We start from the raw sequence: 19767 nt of genomic DNA, 5'->3' as shown, positions 1-19767 counted from the left end.
GGGCGGAACGAAGGCGTGGTTGGAAGCGGGACTGCAAGCGGAAGTTTCAGCCACTGCTTGCGCTAATTCAAAGTAAGAATCCGTAATAGACTCGAATAAATTTGGAGGGAGAGGAATGATGTCGAAAAAAGTTGTGATCGTTGGCGGAGGAACTGCTGGCTTAAGCGTTGCTGCCCGACTTTGTAAAAGGAATGCGGGTAACGATAATTGAACCGTCCGAAAACACTATTATCAACCACCTCTGGACCCTCGTTGGCGGCATCGTGACGAAGAAACAACCGAACGAGCTGAAAAAGATTACGTTCCCCGGGAGCAACCTGGATAAAAAAAAAGTCGCGAAGTTCCTTCCAGATCAGAATGCCGTTGTTACAATCAGCGGCGAAAAGGTCGAGTATGATCTTCTCGTCGTTGCGGCCGGTATCCAGCTTGATTGGGACAAGGTCAAGGGCCTACCGGATGCGATAGGTAAAGAAGGCGTATGTTCAAACTACTCCTATGAATACGTTAATAAAACATGGGACTTCATTCGCGGTTTCAAGGGCGGGAATGCTATTTTTACGCAGCCGAATACGCCTATTAAGTGCGGCGGCGCCCCGCAGAAGATCGCCTATCTTGCTGAAGACTATTTTCGCAAGAACGGTATCCGGGATAAGGCGACCATCAAATTCATAACAACGCCGACCATATTTACCTCGCCGCATTATGCTCCGACGTTGACCAAACATTGTTCAGACACTGGCATCGAGACGAAGTTTAAATTCAACTTGACTGAGATCCGGCCAGCGTCAAAAGAGGCCGTGTTTCTTCATGTTGAAACCGGTGAGGAGTTGATCGAAAAATACGATCTGATTCACGTGACACCGCCAATGTCGGCACCAGATTTCATCAAGGCCAGCCCGCTTGCCAGCGAACTGGGTTGGGTCGACGTAGATAAGGAGACGCACGTCACGCAAATTTGAAAACATTTTCGCACTTGGTGATTCCAGCAATTTACCCACATCAAAGACCGGAGCAGCGATCCGCAAACAGGCCCCCGCCGTCGCCGAAAACGTGATGCATGCCGCGAAAGGGGAAGCTCTTTCGGCTAAATACGACGGATACACTTCGTGCCCTTTGGTAACGGGTTACGACAGCTTGATAATGGCGGAATTCGGATATGACCTGAAACCGGACGAGACGTTTCCATTCGATCAGAACAAGGAACGCTATACGATGTACTTGGTCAAGCGGTACCTTTTGCCACAACTTTATTGGAACGGCATGCTTCGAGGCCGTGCTTAAGAATGTCGATTGACTGCTTGGTCAACGGCGGCTATGCCTAACCAATATTCTTCGGCATCCTGAGAATAGCGAAAAAGCCAACGTGCTTACTGTTGTGAACAGGGTCTTCTATCGAAATTGACCCAGATCAATTTAAGATTCATCGTTCGGGGCTGTCTTCTAATTTTTGAAAGATTAGACTTGTATTCGGTCAAATCTATTGCCTTTTCCCCGATTTCTCGAAGCGGTCTTAATGTCGTGTTGCCCACAATTTAGAGAGAATATCAGCCGAAAGTACTTATTTTTTACCGAGTTTCTAAATATACGACAACCATTCTTGAGTTGCCCGTTGGCTGCAACGGGCTTCATCTCCGCATCGCTTCGCCCTTATCTCGCTTACGGTCATTTAGATACTTGCTTGTTTATAAACTTCTTCAAGCACGGGCCGTATCGAATATAAATGCTGTCACCGATTACCAATAGTTTCCTTTTCGTTTAAGCGCTTCCGCTGCCAACGAAGCATATAAGTAGAAATAGAATCTTAGAGATCTTCATATAACTTGTTCAGCCTTAGTGAGGTTATCAAAGGACCGAAAACAGACCCTGCTTGTCATATAGGGCAACAGGCTAGACTCAATAGAAAACTTAACACAGCAAATAGTACTTATGTCTACCAGTCGATGAGAAGGCCAGTAGATCAATTCCATAGAAAGGATCAAAAGAATGATGGCTAAAACCTTAGAAAAGGTCTTCACTATCTCTGCATTGATCACCCTGTTACAGATCTCGCTGATGGCAAAGGATCTGATCGGGTACGTCAACCCATTTATTGGCACGAGCAACAGCGGGAATACCTATCCGAATGCGGTTGCTCCGCTCGGAATGATCTCAGTTGGGGCCCAAAATGACGACTTCGTCAATAAACCTCCGCATCATGCGGTCAGTTACACCTACGGCGGGACGAAATTTTATGGTATCAGCCATACCAATCTAAGCGGTGTTGGTTGCCCTGATTCAGGAAGTTTGGTCTTCTTTCCGCAAACCGGAACAATTGACCTCGAAGCTAGGTTCTGGCGTTCCGTTCGACAATGAAAAAGCCTCACCAGGATTCTATTCCGCCATTGTGAATCAGAATATCACCCTCCAGGCGACCGTAGGTGTCAGGTCGTCAATCGAGGAATATCGGTTCGACTCTGAAAGTAATTTTCTTCTTATTAACCTCGGGCGAAATTTAAGCAAAGTGGATGGAGCTGCGATTCGTATCATCAGCAAAAGTGAGATTGCCGGACATCAGCAAGAAGGAAGATTCTGCAATCGCTCGGCTGAACGAACCCTCTATTTTGTCGTTCGATTCAGTGAACCGGCTGAAGATATGCAGATCTTCGATGGAAATGCCCTAAAGGATCCTGGCGTCAAATATCTTGCGGGCAACAAAATCGGGGCTGCCATACATTTGGGCAACCGAAAAAAAGCTCTGGTAAAGGTCGGTATCAGTTATGTCAGCGAGAAAAATGCGCGGGAGAATCTTGAGCATGAGATAACTGACTGGAGTTTTCAAAAAACTCGAGAAAGCGTGGAGAAACAATGGGAAGATAAACTATCTAAGATCGATGTCGCAGGTGGAACTACCGACGACAAGACCAAATTTTATACCGCTTTGTACCATATATTGCTGCATCCGAATTACATTAATGACGTAAACGGCGATTATCCGCTAATGGGAAACCAGCGCGGGATCGGCAATTATAAAAGCAGAAATCGCTATACCGTGTTTAGTCTTTGGGATACTTATCGAACAGTTCACCCGCTACTTACTTTGGTTTATCCGGAGTTGCAGGAAGAGATGCTTAAAACGATGGTGGATATGTACCGTGAAAGCGGGCAGTTGCCTAAGTGGGAGGTTGGGGCAAGTGAAAGTTACACGATGGTTGGCGATCCCGCCGCAATCGTAATTGCGGACAGTTACGCTAAAGGCATTCGTAATTTCGACATTAAAACCGCCTATAAAGCTCTACTTGAGCAGGCGAAAAAAACTGAAGGAGTTAATCATGTAAGGCCTGGATACAACAGCTACGTAAAATATGGCTACATTCCAAATGATGACAAAGGTGGCGATTATGTTTGGGGAAGCGTCAGTACATCGCTCGGTACAACTTTGCCGACGGTTGTATCGTCCAGATCGCAGCAACGCTCGGTGATCCGAAAAATGCGGCAGAATTTACCCGTCGGTCGATGGGCTATAAAAACTTCTTTGATCCGAGCCTCAAACTATTTCGTCCAAAGCTCGCGAACGGAAAGTGGCTGGAAGATTTTAACCCGGTCGACGATTCTCGAGAACTTGGCTGGACCCCAAGTGGCGGCATCGGATTTGTTGAAGGAAATTCGTGGCAATATTCATGGTTCGTTCCGCATGATATTCCGGGTTTGATAGATATGATGGGCGGCGAGAGATGTTTTTCGGGCAGGTCTGAAAGCCTGTTTTTCGAAAAAGCACTTTGTCCTCAGTAATGAACCTGATGAACTTATCCTTGGTTGTTCAACTACGTCAAGGAGAGGAATGGAGAACAAGAGATAGGGTTAGGTACTACATAGACAATAGCTTTGGAACATCTGCAAACGGATTGCCGGGGAACGATGACTGCGGTACGTTGAGCGCCTGGCTGGTTTTCGCCATGATGGGTATTTATCCAGATTGCCCCGGAAATGCAAATTATCAGACTGCCCTGCCTGTTTTCGACCGAGTAGAAATTTCCCTGAACCAGGCTTTTTACAATCGCAAGAAACTTGTGATCGGGAAGAAAGACAATGAAATCGTAATCAATGGCCGGAAGGCCGGCAGCGTTGTCTCTCACAGATCACTAACGATAAATTCAAGCAGTAGATAAAGGCTGGATAGAATATCGGAACTACACGCTTTATGAAAACAAACAAACAGACAGTTTTCGCACTCTTCCTAACGGTTCTTTTATCTTTTTCCACCGTTCCAGCTCAAAAGAAATCCAGATTCGTTTCCGTTAGTGGTAAGAATTTTGTTGACGCGGACGGCAAAGTGCTGAATTTGAAGGGAATGGGGATCGGCAATTGGTTGCTTCCGGAAGGGTATATGTGGGAATTCAAAAATGCGAGTTCCCCATTTTATATCTCGATGTTGATGAATCAATTAGTTGGAGAAGTTGAAGCGGAAAAATTCTGGAAAGAATTTCGTGAGAACTTTATAACTCAGGAAGACATTCGTTTTCTCAAAAAATCGGGTTTCAATAACATTCGCATCGCCTTTAATTATCGCCTGTTTGTATCTACCGCCGATCCGAATAAACTCGAAGGCGAAGGATACTTTCTCTTAGATCGTGTTATTGATTGGTGTAAACAGGAAGGCCTATATGTGATCTTAGATATGCACGGAGCCCCGGGGGACAAACGGGCGACAATATTGACGATAGTTTTGGATATCCATATCTCTTCGAGAACCGCGAAAATCAGGAGTTAACTATCAAACTTTGGGAGAAACTGGCAAAAAGGTATAAAGATGAACCGATCGTTCTAGCCTACGAATTACTAAATGAACCTATTGCTCACTATTTTGACAAAGGAGCGTTGAATACAAAGCTCGAACCGCTCTATAAGGAAATAACGGCGGCAATCAGAAAAGCGGACAATAATCACATCATCATTCTGGGCGGTGCTCAATGGAATACGAACTTTGATATTTTCGGCAAGCCTTTCGATCCAAAACTAGCTTATGCCTGGCATAAATACGGCTCGCCCGCCAAGCAGGAACATTTTCAAAAGTATAAGGATTTTGGCAATAAATTCAATGTTCCAGTATGGTTAGGCGAAACCGGTGAGAATTCTTACGAATGGATCCGAGACAATCGAATTCTCGCCGAACAAAATGGCATGGGCTGGTGCTTTTGGACATATAAACGCATTAACGCGGCAGCAACCATAGCTTCAATCCCCAAACCTGAAGGTTGGGACGACATCGTAAATTCGCTTCAATTCAACGAGGCGGGTTAGGCGAAGTTCGGACGAATCGTCCGCCAATCGAAAAATCAAGAAAGATTCTGCGCGACTATTTAGAGGGAATTAAACTGAAAAATTGCAAGATAAATGAAGATTATATTAAGGCTCTTGGACTTTAATAATTTAACACTAGAACTAAGTTTTTCCGTGTATAGCTTAATTTAGATTCAGATGATATTAGAATTTTCCATTGATGCAGTTGAATTGCGCACAATCAGTTCCGGTTCGACCGTTAGTGTCTGGGGTATTTCGTCACTCCTGGCACTTTGGGAAATAGCTTTGAGCAATGTCTGGCCGGCAAGTTTTCCCATTTCGAAAAGTGGCTGGCGGATCGTTGTCAGGGCCGGGTTGTGAAATTCGGCGGCGTAAATATCGTCAAAACCGAGCACCGATACATCCTCCGGAACGCGCAGGCCGGATTCTTGCAGTGCCCGAATGGCTCCGATAGCGGATATATCGTTGAAAGCAAAAAGCGCGGTAAAATGATTCCCTTTCGCAAGAATCCTCTTTGCGGCGACGTAGCCGATCTCAGGTGTTCCGATATCGCCTTCCAACTGAGCGGTCAACTCGTTGCGGACGCTTATTCCGCGTCTTCGAGCCGCCTCAACGATCGTATCCCATCGAACGGTCGTGTCGTTGCTGAAATCCTGTCCTTTGATGAACGCGATCTCACGATGTCCCAGATTGTAAGATGTCCTACGCCCAGGCCAAGTTCAGCCGCTGTCATGGTTAAGCACGACATTGGTCACGCCTTTGATCTCATCGTGCCCGGCAACTGAAACAACCGGCAATTCGGTGTCAAATCTAATCTGACTATCAACCGCAATTATTCCGTCGACCTGCCTTTCGATGAGCATTCTGGGGTTGTGTTCCAAAAGATCGTTACGGTGAGAATGGCTGGTCGCGATGTAAAAATAACCACTCTTAGTGAGGGCGGATTCGATACCGTTCAACACGATCGCACAGTAACCCCCCGTGAGCTCCGATACCATGACACCAATCGTAAAACTCTGGTTAGCTCGCAACGACCGAGCAAAGTAGTTCGGCCGATAGTTAAGCTTTTTTGCCGCTTCGATAATTCGCGTTTTTGTTTCCGTGGGAATGGAATCTCTGCACGTAGTGTTGTTGAGAACGACCGAGATCGTACCCGGGGAAAGTCCGATATGCTCCGCAAGTTGTTTCAAGCTGATACTGCGGCCGTTTGGGTCTGTTTTCATATCGGGTACTTTCGTTCCAAAACCTATTCTTGGCGAAAGTGTCTCATACAAAGAAATATCAGTGCAAGACAATCAAACCTTGGGTCAAGTAAGGCAGACGAGCCCTCTCTTAGCCTCATATTGCCACTGAGAGAAAAATCTTTAGATGACGCTTCAATGTCTTGACCTTTATCAAGAACAGTGTTATACCATTTAGCAAAACGATTTGCCAAATCGATTTGGTGTTCTCGCGAATGTTTCGAACTAAGGAAACTTCTAAACTTATACGGTCTGCATTCATACAAGGAAAGCGATCTAATTGGTAATACCAACTAGATCTGGGCTGTCAAAACCATTTTCGATTAAGGAGGGGGCGGCGCGGAAGAACCCGCACAGACGTGGATTGTTGAAACGGTGCGAAGGGGATAGTCAGGGACGCATCGATGCTGATTTTCAGCTAACCATTGCAATCAGAACTTGCTGACGCGTATTTTTATCGCCCTCGTCTGGAAAAAATAAGCCCCTCTGAGTGGAACGTTGCTTGCCAGGAAATGAGTTTGATCATCCAAGATCACTTTAGAAATAGCCTCTACTCGTCGGCTGAGTTGGCTCAATAGTGGTGGGGTAATAACAGATTCACAGGGTTGAGGTAATTCTTAGTCGGAAGAAAGGCTGAGAAGATCGTATTTTGAAAAGAACTTAAGTAGTAACCATCAAAAATATGTGCATTAGAAAATTTCAGATTTTCATTTTGATCCTCGTGGTTTATGCGAGTGCTACATTCGCGCAGTCAACGAGTGGCTCGATCTCAGGAACCATTGTAGACCAGCAGGCAGCTGCGATAGCGAACGCAATAGTGAGAATTACTGAGGAAGGAAAAACCTACACGTTGACGGCAACCTCGGATGGTGAAGGCCGGTTTGTTTTTCCGATCGTGCAGCCAGGAACGTTCACGATTGTCATTGAAGCAGCTGGCTTCAAGAAACAAGAGCGGAAGGGCGTAACACTTGTGGCTACCGATAAATTATCGCTTGGAGATCTCAACCTGGAAGTCGGATCGCCCACAGAAACGGTAAACGAAGTTGCTGAGGCAACCCTAGTACAAGCCGACAGCGTTGAGCGCTCCTATGCCATTCAGGGTGAGGTTGTCCGCAACATGGGTGTTAAGAACCGAAGCTTTGTGAATCTTGCTACTTTGGCTCCGGGAGTGATTGCGGCGACTGCGGATGGCTCGACGAATGATATTCAGAACATAAGCGTAAACGGCGTTCGACAAAATTCGAACAATATTCAAATCGACGGCATTACTGCGGTCGATACCGGAAACAACGGAGCGAGTTCCAACATCCCGCTTGATTCGATCGGCGAGGTCAAGATACTAACTTCTACCTATCAGGCAGAATATGGCAGATCCTCGGGTGCACAAATAATCGCAGTTACGCGGAGTGGAAGCGATGATTTTCATGGTTCTGCTTACTACTATCGCCAACATACTGGTTTGAATGCGAATAGTTTCAGTAACAACCGGAGCGGGCTTGCCCGTGCGATCTCGGATCAAAAGCAGAAAGGTTTCTCGATCGGCGGACCGGTGTATTTCCCGAAGTTTGGCGAGAGTGGACCGGCAATTTGGAGCGGAAAGAAAAAACTCTTCTTCTTCGTGAACGAGGAGTGGGCCCCCGCATCACGCCGAACACTGCAAGGAATGTGCGAGTGCCGACGGCGCCGAGAGGACGGGTGATTTTTCACAATCATTGAACAGCTCGGGCACAACGGCAAAATACATACGCGATTGGACAACTGGTTTGCCATGCAGTGCGACGGACACCCGTGGATGTTTTCAGGATGGCGGCATTATTGGTAAGATCCCGGCAAATCGGCTAAATGCTCTTGGACTTAAGATCCTATCGATTTACCCTCTGCCGAATTACACTCCGACCGGCACACAAAACTACAACTATGTAACCCAAGTATCATCTACGTCGAATAACCGCAATGACACGGTTCGTATGGATTACAACATAAATGATACCTGGCGGGTAAATGGCAGATTTCTATACAATGCATCGTCTGACACAAATCCGTACACCGGACTTTTCAGCGATTCTGATATGATCGCCGGCAATCTTGGGGTTTGGGGATTGTCACGGGAAACACCGAAATATGGTCTATCGACAACTTTAAGCGGTGCGTTGAGTTCATCGATGGCATTGGAAGTTACATACGGATTTAACAATGCGAAGTATCGCGGCGTTTCCGATCCAGCATATACAAGGAGCGGAATGGGGTTGCAGAATCTGCCAGTGCTTTATCAAGGTGCCGTCGTTGACGATATTTTGAGCAGTTTCACATTTGGATCCGCTCTAGGCTCGACCCCTAATTATAGAACCCAAAGAGCCCCTCAGGACTACAGTTACCGAACGGATAACATTGCCGCAAATGCATCAAAGGTTTGGGGCAATCACGTTTCGAAGATCGGTATAAATTATGAATGGGGAACAAAGAACCAAACAAATCGCGTGGATCAAAATGGGGTGATCAATTTTGGTGAATCCACGAACAACACATCTGATACCGGCAACGGATTTGCAAATGCCGCGATCGGAACGTTTCAAGAGTTCCGCCAGGCCACCCGCGGGACGACCGGCGTTTACAAATATTTCAATTTTGAGCCATTCATCCAGGACAACTGGAAGATCGCAAAGCGTTTGACCCTTGACTATGGAATGAGATTCCCGTGGTTGGCTCCGACCAAAGACACATCGGGATTAGCCTCTAATTTTGACGTTTCTAAATGGAATGCCGCAAATGCGCCGAGGATATATAGACCTGTTTGCATAAACGGATCCGCAACATGTTCGGGCGTTTCCTAACCTCGGTATATCGGGCAGTGGATCCGAGTGTACTAGCCTCCGGCGTGCCGTTAACAAATGCAAATACACTGCTTGGTTCATTTGTCGGTCGAATCGTTCCGGGTTCGGGGAACATCGCCAACGGCCTTTCTTTGGTTGATGGAGCACTGATCAAAGATCAAGGTATTCAGTTTTCGCCGAGAGTGGATTTGCTTTGACGTTACTGGTAACCAAGATCTGGTTATCCGAGGTGGTTTCGCAATGTTTTTGACCGAGCACAAGGAAATTTGGTTTACGATTACAACCAGAACCTGCCGACCACTTTTACCTCATCTGTATTCAATGCTTTTCTGGGGGACGTAACGACAAATGCAACCTCGTACGGAACCCCGCAAAGTGTGAAGGCGATAGACCCGAATGCTCAAACTCCGACAACCAATTCGTACAATATCGGGATTCAATATAAACTGCCGTTTTTTGATACTGTGCTGGACGTAGCGTATGTCGGGTCGCAAAGTCATCATTTGCCGCACGTTCGAGCTCTCAATGAAACACCTTTTGGCTCAGCGTTTTAGCGGCCAATCAGGATCCGACAAAAGCCATCCAGGCTGTTCCAAACGGCTCAAATGCGTTGCCGACGGATTTCTATCGTCCATATCGCGGTTTTGCCGGAATATCCTATTTTGAATTTAGCGAAAACTCTAATTACAATTCACTGCAAATTTCGGCTAACCGACGATTCTCAAAAGGGCTTCTCATTAGTTCAAATTACACGTGGAGCCGTGCACTAGGTATTACCAGCGGCGACCAGAGCGGTTCCCGAATTGATGGTAAGGACTATATAAATTACGGCCGTTTGAGCTTTGACCGTACGCATAATTTCGTCGTTAATTGGGTTTATGAAATACCGAGCGCAACCAAGAATCGGTTTGTCGGGTTGGCCACGAATGGTTGGCAGCTTTCCGGTATCTATCGCTTTACGTCGGGTGCTCCACGCCAATTTACGTGCAGTGTCACCGGTGTCTCGGCAATCAATATCACGGGTTCGTCTTCCGGTGAGTCTAATCGATGTATCCTGGTCGGAGATCCGCTGGCAATTGACACTAAATCTCTTTATCGGCAATTCAACATTGCTGCCTTTCAAGCTCCTGCTGTTGGAAACACCGGTCTCGAAACACCGCGTAGCAAGCTACAGATAAATGATCCGTCGATTAACAATTTTGATCTTTCACTGTCGAAGAAATTCTTTGTTCGCGAGAGGATCAATATTGAGGCACGTTTGGATGCGTTTAATGCTCTGAATCATACGCAAGGATCGAGCATCAATACAGGGGGTACATTTACAGCACTTGGGAGCACAACGTTGATCGCTAATAACGAGGCTTCTGAGGCGAATAGGACTGGCTTCGGGGCAATAAATGGGTGGCGGCCGAATCGCACCCTCCAGTGGATGCTTCGATTCTCATTTTAATAAAAGCAGCAGGTCAATGAGCGGGTTTCTTGATTTGAGACCCGCTCTTTTAAGCTTAGGGAAAAGGGGGAAAGTCGCGTCCAAGTTAAGATTGGGAGAGATATGAGGATGTTTCGTTATCTTTGGATTGGTTCGATCTTTGCATTGCTGATCTTATCGCCTGTGACGAGTCTATCCTTGGCTCTTCATCCGGAACCGCCCACTATCGACCGAAACGTAGTTCTGCCGCCATCATGGGCTTTCGGCGTTGTTTACGGAGCCTATACGAATCAAGAGCAAAGTAAGTCACTAATAAAAGAGATTATCCAGCGTGATTATCCGATCGATGGGTTTTGGATCGATTCGTGGATATGGGACTGGAAGAATCAAGGCAAAGGCCCTCAGAAGTATATGGACTTCGTTGCCGATACTGAATCGTATCCGGATATGAAAGGGCTCTGGACTTTCATGGAAAAGGAGAATATCAAATCTGGCATGTGGGTCTGGGACGCGATCTTCAAGACGGGCAACGAACAGGCTTTTGAGGATTTCAAGTCGAGAGGCTACTTCTCAAGGGGAGTATTTTCGAACCGATAGCTGGCACAATGGGTCACGGACAACAATAATTGGCGACAACAGCAAACCGGTTTCAGGAACCGTCTGCGGGGATATTAATTTCAAGGACCCGCAGGCGGTCAAGTATTTCAAACAGAGAATGAAACCCTTCTTTGATAAAGGGTTGGACTTTATCAGCTTGATAAGACCGACGAGGTCCAGGTCTGTCAGGCAATGTTTGAAATGACGCAGGAATTAGGCAAGGAAACCAAGGGACGTGGGTTTATCCTTTCGCACAGCCACGGCGTAAAACAACGAAGAATACAAGCGCTATCCCGGGAAATGGACAGATGACACGCGGTCTGATGGGTCTGCGAAAACTCATACGCGTCAATTTTCGCCGTGGCTGCCGAGCGTTGGCTTTAAGGAGAATATTGAAATGTACTTGGACACCAAAAAGCATTTCTATAAAATTCCATTTCTTTCGCAGGATATGGGCGGATTCGCGGTCAGCACGGATGGATTTGTTGACGAAGAGCTTTATATCCGATGGCTACAGTTTGCGATGTTCGTCCCGCTGACAACGCCATTTTCACAGCCTGAAAATCCGACCGGAAATATTGCTTTCAAAGTGTCTGATCGGGCAGACAAACTATTTCGAGATTACGCCCATCTCAAGATGGAACTCTTCCCATACATTTACACTTATGCCCATAAGTCGCGTCTCGAAGGCGTGAACACGATTCGTCCGTTTGAAAACAACACGAGTCAGTATCTTTTCGGCGAAGAAATTCTCGTCGCTCCGGTTTACATGCAGGGTGCGGTGCAAACAAAAGTTGATTTGCCGCCCGGTGCAAATTGGTTCGATCACTGGACAGGCAAGGTTTACAGCGGCGGGCAAACAATCAACGCTGATTCTCCGATTGAAAAAATTCCCCTCTTCATAAAGCAGGGGCGATTATTCCGAAACGAAAATACGCCCGATCGATCGAAAAAAGGGACGAACGATCTTTTGGAGATCCACGTTTACGCCGGTGCGGACGGTGATTTTGAACTAATCGAAGACGATGGAAAAAGCAATGATTATTTAGAAGGAGTATACGCAAAAACCATACTGGAGCAGAAAATATCGGGTTCGGAGATTAGTATCGAAGCAAAGCCGACGCAAGGCTCCTTTAGCAAAATGAGTAATTCCCGAAGCTGGCAAATAAATATTCACGGAATCGAGAAAGCAAAGGCTATTTTTTTGAACGGCAAAAAATTCAATTCTAAGTCGGCCCAAGGAATGACTATGCTTCCGGTATTCAAGTCGCGGAAAACGGCTGGTTGGAAGCTACGTATCGAAAAATAATGCGAGTAAAGGTTGTACCGATTCTATTTATTTTGGCGAGTTGCTGCGTTGTCTTTTCGCAGCCAGCAAACGTTGTAAAACGTTGTCTGTTTGGTTCTTCTTCAGCCCAGACGAAAAAGAAGGTTTTCGTCATCGGTGACAGTATTTCTATTCAATATGGACCGTTTTTGAAAAATTTTATCGCAGGCAAGTTCGATTATAACCGCAAACGCGACAACGGCGAAGCGATGCAGGATTTGAACAAACCCGTCGGAGCCAATGGCGGCGATTCTCGAATGGTGGTTGAATATTTGAAATCTTTGCAGAAAGATAAGAATTTCAAACCCGATATTTTGCTCGTTAATTGCGGTTTGCACGATATTAAGACCGACCGCAAAACAGGCGAAAAAGCCATCGAACTCGACGAATATAAAGCTAATCTGAAAGAGATTTTCGAGCTCGCTGAAAAGATGAAATTGAAACTGGTATGGATCACATCCACGCCGGTTAATCAGGAGATTCACAATACTAAAAACGTCGGTTTTTTCGCTACACGAAAGATTCAGATGCCTATAACGAAGCGGCCAAAGGTTATTTTATAAAAAAGAAAATCCCGGTAATTGATCTAAATGCGTTCAGCCGAACATTTCCGCTGGACGCTTTTGCGGATCACGTTCATTACAAGCCGGAATATGCTCAGTTACAAGCCGCATTTATTGCAGGAGCAATCTTAAGTGCTGATCGCTGAGAAGTCTGGACGTTCGCAGGAGACGGTACCGGATAGAGCATATTCGATTTGCATTGAACCAGTCACCAAACAGCTACTGGCAGGGTTCGATGGTGTTTAGGCCGTGGAGTATCTCTAGGGAAAATAATGAAAAAATTCACTCTACTCGTTCTTGCCCTGATCGTTTCCGTAAATGTTTTTGGACAAAAACAGAGAGCTACCCGACCTTTTTCGACTGTCGGCCGTACCGTTGCTGTTTACAGTTCAGCGGATTCGACCGAGTTTCGCCTGACGAAAACCGGCGAAGTCAAGTTTGTTGAAAAACGGCAGCCAACCGAGGGCGAGATCAGTGTTTTTGTTAACCCTAACAAAAGATTCCAAACGTTTCTTGGCATTGGCGGAGCGATTACGGATGCGAGTGCCGAAGTTTTCGCCAAGCTTTCGCCGGCAAAGCAACGGGAATTTCTTAAGGCTTACTACAGCAAGACTGATGGGATCGGCTACACACTTGCCCGTACCAATATTCATAGCTGCGATTTCAGCAGCGGCAGTTACACCTACGTAACGGAAGGCGACCGCGAGCTTAAAAGCTTTAGCATCGACCACGACAAACAGTTCCGTATTCCGATGATCAAACGGGCTATGGAAGCGGCCGGCGGTCGTCTGACGCTGTACGCGAGTCCGTGGAGTCCACCGGCATTCATGAAGAGCAACAACGACATTCTCCACGGCGGAAAGCTGCTGCCTGAGTTTTACCAGCCGTGGGCGAACTACTTCGTGAATTTCGTCAAAGCTTATGAGAAGGAGGGAATTCCTGTCTGGGGCCTCACAATTCAAAACGAACCGATGGCGACGCAGCGTTGGGAATCATGCATTTTTACCGCTGAGGACGAACGCGACTTCCTAAAAAATAACCTTGGGCCAACTCTGGCCAAGGCTGGGTTAGGCGGTAAGAAGATCATCGTTTGGGATCACAACCGTGACCTCATCACGCAGCGCGTTGACACGATTCTTGGCGATCCCCGAGCAGCGAAATATGTCTGGGGAATAGGTTTTCATTGGTACGAGAACTGGAGTGGCGGCCAGCAAATGTTTGACAACGTCGGCATCGTAAACGCGACGTACCCTGACAAGAATCTGATCTTTACTGAAGGTTCGGTAGAAAAGTTTGACGCTGCGAAGTATCAAAATTGGGCAAATGGCGAACGCTACGGTCGTTCGATGATCAACGATTTCAATAACGGGGCCGTTGGCTGGACGGATTGGAACATTCTCCTTGATCAAACCGGCGGCCCAAATCACATATCGAACTTCTGTTTTGCACCGATCCACGCTGATACTCGAACCGGTGAGCTGATCTACACACCTTCTTACTATTTCATTGGCCATTTTTCTACATTCATTGCTGTTGGAGCGAAACGCGTGAACAGCGTGGCAAGCCGCAGCCAGCTTTTGACAACGTCGTTCTTGAACCCGGACGGCAAAGTTGTGACGATCGTAATGAATCAATCCAACGAACCCGTCAAATACAGCGTCAGCGTGGGCACCCAGGCAGCGGAGTTGAGCATTCTTCCGAGGGCGATTCAGACACTCGTTTTTTAGCCGTTATGAGCAATATCAAATTCGCGTCCATCACACTTTGTCTTTTCGCATTCTTGTTTTCGGCTATAGCGGCATCCGCTCAGCCTGGCAATATCGATCAGCGGGTAAAGAAGCTGCTCAAGCAAATGACTCTCGAAGAAAAGGTCGGGCAGCTTACCCAATATTCCGGCGATCGGCAGGCAACGGGGCCGATCACGTTCAAGGGCGACCATCGCGAAGCGATCAGGAGCGGAAAGATCGGCTCGATGCTAAACGTTCTGGGCACCAGATACACGCGCGAGTATCAAGAGGTTGCGATGCAATCGCGATTGAAGATCCCGCTGCTGTTTGCCCAGGACGTGATCCACGGCTACAAAACAACCTTCCCGATTCCGCTTGCAGAGGCCGCCAGCTGGGATCTTGACGCTATCAAACTTTCTGCTCGTATCTCCGCCACTGAGGCGTCCGCGAGCGGTATTCACTGGACATTTGCTCCTATGGTCGATATCGGGCGTGACCCCCGTTGGGGGCGGTAATGGAAGGTGCTGGTGAAGATCCGTATCTTGGTTCGCTGATAGCGGCGGCTCGAGTCAAAGGTTTTCAGGGCAATCGTTTGGGAGACATAGATTCCCTGATGGCGTGCGCTAAACATTTTGCCGCCTATGGAGCAGCAGTTGGCGGACGTGACTATAACTCTGTTGACATGAGCGAGCGACAATTGTGGGGAAACGTATTTGAGGCCATTTAAGGCCGCGAATGAGGCAGGGGTCGCGACATTTATGAATTCCTTCAATGATGTCAACGGAATTCCGGCAACCGGAAATTCCTATCTTCAGCGCGACATATTGAAAGGTAAATGGAATTTTCAGGGCTTTGTCGTCAGCGATTGGGGCTCGATCGGCGAGATGATCAATCACGGCTATGTGAAAGACGGAAAGGCAGCAGCTCTCGCTGCTATAGATGCAGGAAGCGATATGGACATGGAAAGCGACTCATATCGCAACAATCTCGTGGGGTTGGTAAAAGAAGGAAAGGTATCGATGGATTTGATCGATGATGCCGTAAGTCGAATTCTTCGAAAGAAATTCGAGCTGGGCCTTTTTGAAGATCCATATAAATACTCGAATCCCGAACGCGAACAGAAAGAACTTAACGATCCAGATCATCTCGCCGCAAGCCGCGATGTTGCTAAAAAAAGCATTGTTCTGCTAAAGAACGATCGTAATACCCTTCCGCTTTCAAAGAATCTGAAGACGATCGCGTTCATAGGTCCGATGGTGAAATCGGTGAAGGACAACCACGGTTTTTGGTCAGTCGAACTTCCGTGGGTAGACTATTCTAAGCTCATCACAACTCAATGGGACGGCGTGAAAAACAGGCTCGGAAACGACACAAAATTACTCTATGCTAAGGGCTGCGATGTCGACGGCACAAGAACCGACGGCTTTGCTGAGGCGGTCGAAACAGCGAAACAGGCAGACGTGGTGATACTAAGCGTCGGCGAAGCCTGGAATATGAGCGGTGAAGCCAAAAGCCGCAGTAACATACACATGTCCGGAGTTCAGGAGGATCTCGTGAAGGCAATCAAGGCGACCGGGAAACCCGTTGTCGTGCTGATAAATGCCGGACGCCCGCTTGTTTTTGATTGGACGGCCGACAATGCGGACGCGATACTCTATACCTGGTGGCTTGGTTCGGAAGCCGGAAATGCGATTGCGGATGTTCTCTTTGGAGACTACAATCCTTCGGCCAAACTGCCGATGACCTTTCCGCGAAGTGAAGGCCAGATACCGATCTACTACAACCACTTCAACACCGGCCGGCCGGCAAGGGACGAAAGGGCTCATAATTACGTTTCTGCATATACAGATCTGCTGAACAGTCCCAGATACTCATTCGGGTTTGGACTGAGCTACACAACCTTCCAATACAGCGATCTCACGCTCGACAAAAAAGAAACTAAGTGGCAATCAAAAAGCTGACTGTCTCTTTGAATTTAAAAAAAATACCGGGAAAGTCGCAGGCGAGGAGATCGTACAGTTATACCTCCGCGACAGGGTTGCCTCCCTTGTCCGTCCGGTAACGGAACTCAAGGATTTCCAGAAGATCATGCTTGCTCCCGGCGATACCAGAACGGTGAGATTTGTTATCGACCGGGAAAAGCTTTCGTTCTATGACCGCGAGCTCAACTGGATCGCCGAGCCCGGGGATTTTGAACTGATGATCGGTTCATCGTCCACAGATACTCGATTGAGAGACAGTTTTGAACTATTGAAATAACAGAAATAAGGTTGGGAAAGGAAAGATGAAATTCTCGAGAGTTGGAGCATTCTTTATTGTTCTCGCATCTTGCGGTTTAGCCGATGCAAATGTCACGCTACCGAGAATATTCTCGGAAGGAGCGGTACTGCAGCGTGATGCTGTGATTCCTATCTGGGCCCACGCCGATCCTGGCGAAAACGTCACGGTCAGCCTAAATAAGCAGAAAGTTACGGTGATCTCTGATTCGAATGGTAAATGGTCGATCCGCCTCAAGCCGGAAAAGGCCGGCGGGCCCTTTGAACTGACAGTCCGGGCATCCAACACGGTCACCCTCAAAGACATTCTTATTGGCGAAGTATGGCTTTGTTCCGGTCAGTCGAACATGGAATGGACCGTGGGCCAATCGACGAATGCTGCGCAAGAGATCGCCTCAAGCTCAAACCCGAGCATTCGCCATCTCAAGGTCTCAAAAACGATCAGCGGGCTGCCACAGGACGAGATAGGCGGTGGAGTTTGGAAACGAAGTGAGCCAAGAAATACTGGAGAATTTTCCGGCGTAGGTTACTTTTTTGCAAAAGAGATCCAGCACAAACTCGGGGTACCTGTAGGATTAATAAATGCTTCATGGGGCGGAACAAATATCGAGACATGGATAAGCCGTGAGGGTTTTGAATCGAGCGATGAGTTTCGCGAGATGATCAACGGCATGCCGAAAACTGACCTAGATGCATTATCGAAAGGTCGTGTTATCGCGTTGGAGAAAAAGGTTGCGTCGGTTCAGGGCCTTGCAGTCGGGGCTGTCGATCCGGAAGCCTTAAAGAAAGTAGGGTTTGATGACGCACGCCTTCAAGAGCTCATTGTTCCGGGCCTTTGGGAATCACAAAGCTTGGGAGAGATGGATGGTGTAGTGTGGCTTCGCAAAACGATCGACCTCACCAGAGGGCAAATTAGTCGGAACGCCTCACTCGAATTAGCTAAGATCGATGATAACGACGTAACGTACATTAACGGTGTCGAGATAGGAAAGACAAACCAATGGGATGCTCGCCGTAGATACGAGGTACCTGCGGGAGTACTCAACGAAGGTACTAACGTAATTGCCGTAAAAGTAGTTGATACGGGCGGCGGCGGCGGAATTTATGGCGACGCATCCGACCTGAAACTGGTTTTGGGGAACGAGCAGATCTCGCTCGCAGGTAAGTGGAAGTTTATGGTCGAAAGCGTTTTAACCGCGACCGGTGTGAACGACCTGCCTTCGCCTGCGTACACCGGGATGGTAAGCCCTTTGATCAACTATGCATTCCGCGGCGTAATCTGGTATCAGGGCGAATCCAACGCCGGAAGAGCGTATCAGTACCGCAAAGCATTTCCGCTCCTGATCAATGATTGGCGGACGAAGACCGGCAAACCAAAGCTTCCGTTCTACTTTGTCCAGCTTGCGACTTTCAAGACTGATGGTGACAGCAACAGAGGTTCCGCCTGGGCTGAATTAAGAGAGGCTCAAACGCTCACACTAAGCGTTCCATTTACCGGAATGGCGGTCACGACAGACGTGGGAAACCCGAAGGACATTCACCCGACGAACAAGCAAACGGTCGGCGCCAGATTGGCTAAGCTGGCATTGAATAGGACGTATAAACACCCCATGCTGGATACCGGGCCATCGTACCGTTCGATGAAGATCGTTGGCAAGGTTATTATCGTCACATTCGACAACGTGGCTGCCGGACTTGCGACAAGCGACGGTAGCGAGATCGTAAAAGGCGTTGAGATAGCTGGAAGCGATCAGAGATTTTTTCCAGCAACCGGTAAGGTCGTCGGAAATACTATAGTCGTTTCGAGTCCTGACGTTGCGGCTCCTGTCGCTGTGCGATTTGGCTGGATCGGGGATGCATCTGCTAACAATCTATTTAATAAGGAAGGATTTCCTGCCGTTCCGTTTCGAACGGATGACTGGAAGACGTTAACGACCGCAGAGAAGTACCGACTCGTTGTGCCGAAATAGACCGCCTTATTTCACCTGATAGACCCTGAGCATTGTTGATCTTTAGGTGAAAGTTCTGGTCGAACGGCCATTCTGCAGTCGTCTTATTATCATTAACGACAGTATTGTAAATCACTCCGTCAACCATAAAATCAACTTTTTCGGATGTCCATTCGATCGAATAGATATGGTATTTTCCGTAAACGTCATTGACTGTGATCTTCTTACCTTTCTGGGCACCGATCATATGGTTGTAGGCCTTAGCGCACCGTGCCATGGATCACATTTTCGTCAAAACCGACATTTTCCATTATGTCGATTTCACCACAGGCGGGCCATCCAACTTCGTCCCACCTCGCACCGAGCATCCAAATGGCAGACCACGCACCGACTCTCTAGGCAACTTAGCACGCACGTCGATCTTTCCATATTTCCATTCAGCGAGGTTTCTCGTAGTTAAGCTTGCGGAAGTATATTCGGCAAACTCACGTTGGGTTCGCGAATCCTTTTCCGCCACCGACTTAAAGGCGGCGTTCTTAAACTTCTCACG

General features: G+C 47.5%; 13 protein-coding genes and 5 pseudogenes. 15 read left to right on the top strand and 3 right to left on the bottom strand.

Annotated features, from left to right (window positions below; translation table 11 throughout):
• Positions 1-118: 118 nt before the first annotated feature.
• From IPG22_07100 to IPG22_07080, 5 genes and pseudogenes are all read left to right on the top strand, one after another.
• Positions 119-1281 (top strand): annotated as a pseudogene (locus tag IPG22_07100) (NAD(P)/FAD-dependent oxidoreductase).
• Positions 1282-1983: 702 nt separating this feature from the next.
• A complete protein-coding gene (locus IPG22_07095; protein MBK6588044.1) occupies positions 1984-2352 on the top strand; it encodes a hypothetical protein in 369 nt (122 codons plus the stop codon).
• The gene (locus tag IPG22_07090) at positions 2312-3688 is read left to right on the top strand and encodes a GH92 family glycosyl hydrolase (GenBank protein ID MBK6588043.1); all 1377 of its coding nucleotides are present in this window, start codon (positions 2312-2314) and stop codon (positions 3686-3688) included. Before IPG22_07095 ends, IPG22_07090 begins: the two co-directional genes overlap by 41 nt.
• An 88-nt stretch (positions 3689-3776) precedes the next feature.
• Positions 3777-4145: a glycoside hydrolase family 92 protein gene (locus tag IPG22_07085; GenBank protein ID MBK6588042.1), complete on the top strand. Its 369-nt coding sequence runs from the start codon at positions 3777-3779 to the stop codon at positions 4143-4145.
• Between the two features lie 32 nt (positions 4146-4177).
• A pseudogene (locus IPG22_07080) lies at positions 4178-5402 on the top strand (glycoside hydrolase family 5 protein).
• Between the two features lie 48 nt (positions 5403-5450).
• On the opposite strand, the pseudogene IPG22_07075 reads toward IPG22_07080, so the two are convergent.
• Positions 5451-6500 (bottom strand): annotated as a pseudogene (locus IPG22_07075) (LacI family DNA-binding transcriptional regulator).
• Positions 6501-7200: 700 nt separating this feature from the next.
• On the opposite strand from IPG22_07075, the gene IPG22_07070 reads away from it, so the two are divergent.
• From IPG22_07070 to IPG22_07025, 10 genes and pseudogenes are all read left to right on the top strand, one after another.
• Entirely contained in the window at positions 7201-8217 is a 1017-nt protein-coding gene (locus IPG22_07070) for a TonB-dependent receptor (protein ID MBK6588041.1), read from the top strand.
• 13 nt (positions 8218-8230) lie between these two features.
• Positions 8231-9349 carry a hypothetical protein gene (locus IPG22_07065; protein MBK6588040.1) on the top strand — a complete coding sequence of 373 codons (1119 nt, stop codon included), beginning with the start codon at positions 8231-8233 and terminating at the stop codon, positions 9347-9349.
• Between the two features lie 266 nt (positions 9350-9615).
• A complete protein-coding gene (locus IPG22_07060; protein ID MBK6588039.1) occupies positions 9616-9903 on the top strand; it encodes a hypothetical protein in 288 nt (95 codons plus the stop codon).
• Positions 9904-9959: 56 nt separating this feature from the next.
• A complete protein-coding gene (locus tag IPG22_07055) occupies positions 9960-10799 on the top strand; it encodes a hypothetical protein (GenBank protein MBK6588038.1) in 840 nt (279 codons plus the stop codon).
• A 102-nt stretch (positions 10800-10901) separates the two neighbouring features.
• A complete protein-coding gene (locus IPG22_07050) occupies positions 10902-11375 on the top strand; it encodes a hypothetical protein (protein ID MBK6588037.1) in 474 nt (157 codons plus the stop codon).
• 397 nt (positions 11376-11772) lie between these two features.
• On the top strand, positions 11773-12684 hold the full coding sequence (locus tag IPG22_07045; protein ID MBK6588036.1) for a DUF5110 domain-containing protein: 912 nt from the start codon (positions 11773-11775) through the stop codon (positions 12682-12684).
• A gap of 167 nt (positions 12685-12851) precedes the next feature.
• Entirely contained in the window at positions 12852-13265 is a 414-nt protein-coding gene (locus tag IPG22_07040; GenBank protein MBK6588035.1) for an SGNH/GDSL hydrolase family protein, read from the top strand.
• Positions 13266-13537: 272 nt separating this feature from the next.
• Positions 13538-14992: a glycoside hydrolase family 30 protein gene (locus IPG22_07035; protein ID MBK6588034.1), complete on the top strand. Its 1455-nt coding sequence runs from the start codon at positions 13538-13540 to the stop codon at positions 14990-14992.
• Between the two features lie 5 nt (positions 14993-14997).
• Positions 14998-17251 (top strand): annotated as a pseudogene (locus tag IPG22_07030) (glycoside hydrolase family 3 C-terminal domain-containing protein).
• Positions 17252-17276: 25 nt separating this feature from the next.
• Entirely contained in the window at positions 17277-19238 is a 1962-nt protein-coding gene (locus IPG22_07025) for a hypothetical protein (protein ID MBK6588033.1), read from the top strand.
• On the opposite strand, the gene IPG22_07020 is transcribed toward IPG22_07025, so the two are convergent.
• Entirely contained in the window at positions 19144-19494 is a 351-nt protein-coding gene (locus IPG22_07020) for a family 16 glycosylhydrolase (GenBank protein MBK6588032.1), read from the bottom strand. The two genes, IPG22_07025 and IPG22_07020, sit on opposite strands and share 95 nt — an antisense overlap.
• Positions 19478-19606 (bottom strand): annotated as a pseudogene (locus tag IPG22_07015) (family 16 glycosylhydrolase). The gene IPG22_07020 and the pseudogene IPG22_07015 overlap by 17 nt, the downstream one beginning before the upstream one ends.
• Positions 19607-19767: the final 161 nt, after the last annotated feature.

The organism is Acidobacteriota bacterium, assembly GCA_016703965.1.
GTDB lineage: Bacteria > Acidobacteriota > Blastocatellia > Pyrinomonadales > Pyrinomonadaceae > OLB17.
Note: the sequence above shows the minus strand (reverse complement) of the source record. Positions and strands in the feature narration are given on the sequence as shown.

Excerpts from the sequence above, each read along its gene's own strand:
- IPG22_07095 (MBK6588044.1), top strand. The coding sequence starts at position 1,984 with ATGATGGCTAAAACCTTAGAAAAGGTCTTCACTATCTCTGCATTGATC.
- IPG22_07085 (MBK6588042.1), top strand. The coding sequence starts at position 3,777 with ATGAACTTATCCTTGGTTGTTCAACTACGTCAAGGAGAGGAATGGAGA.
- IPG22_07070 (MBK6588041.1), top strand. The coding sequence starts at position 7,201 with ATGTGCATTAGAAAATTTCAGATTTTCATTTTGATCCTCGTGGTTTAT.
- IPG22_07050 (MBK6588037.1), top strand. The coding sequence starts at position 10,902 with ATGAGGATGTTTCGTTATCTTTGGATTGGTTCGATCTTTGCATTGCTG.
- IPG22_07045 (MBK6588036.1), top strand. The coding sequence starts at position 11,773 with ATGTACTTGGACACCAAAAAGCATTTCTATAAAATTCCATTTCTTTCG.
- IPG22_07035 (MBK6588034.1), top strand. The coding sequence starts at position 13,538 with ATGAAAAAATTCACTCTACTCGTTCTTGCCCTGATCGTTTCCGTAAAT.
- IPG22_07025 (MBK6588033.1), top strand. The coding sequence starts at position 17,277 with ATGAAATTCTCGAGAGTTGGAGCATTCTTTATTGTTCTCGCATCTTGC.
- IPG22_07020 (MBK6588032.1), bottom strand. The coding sequence starts at position 19,494 with ATGGCACGGTGCGCTAAGGCCTACAACCATATGATCGGTGCCCAGAAA.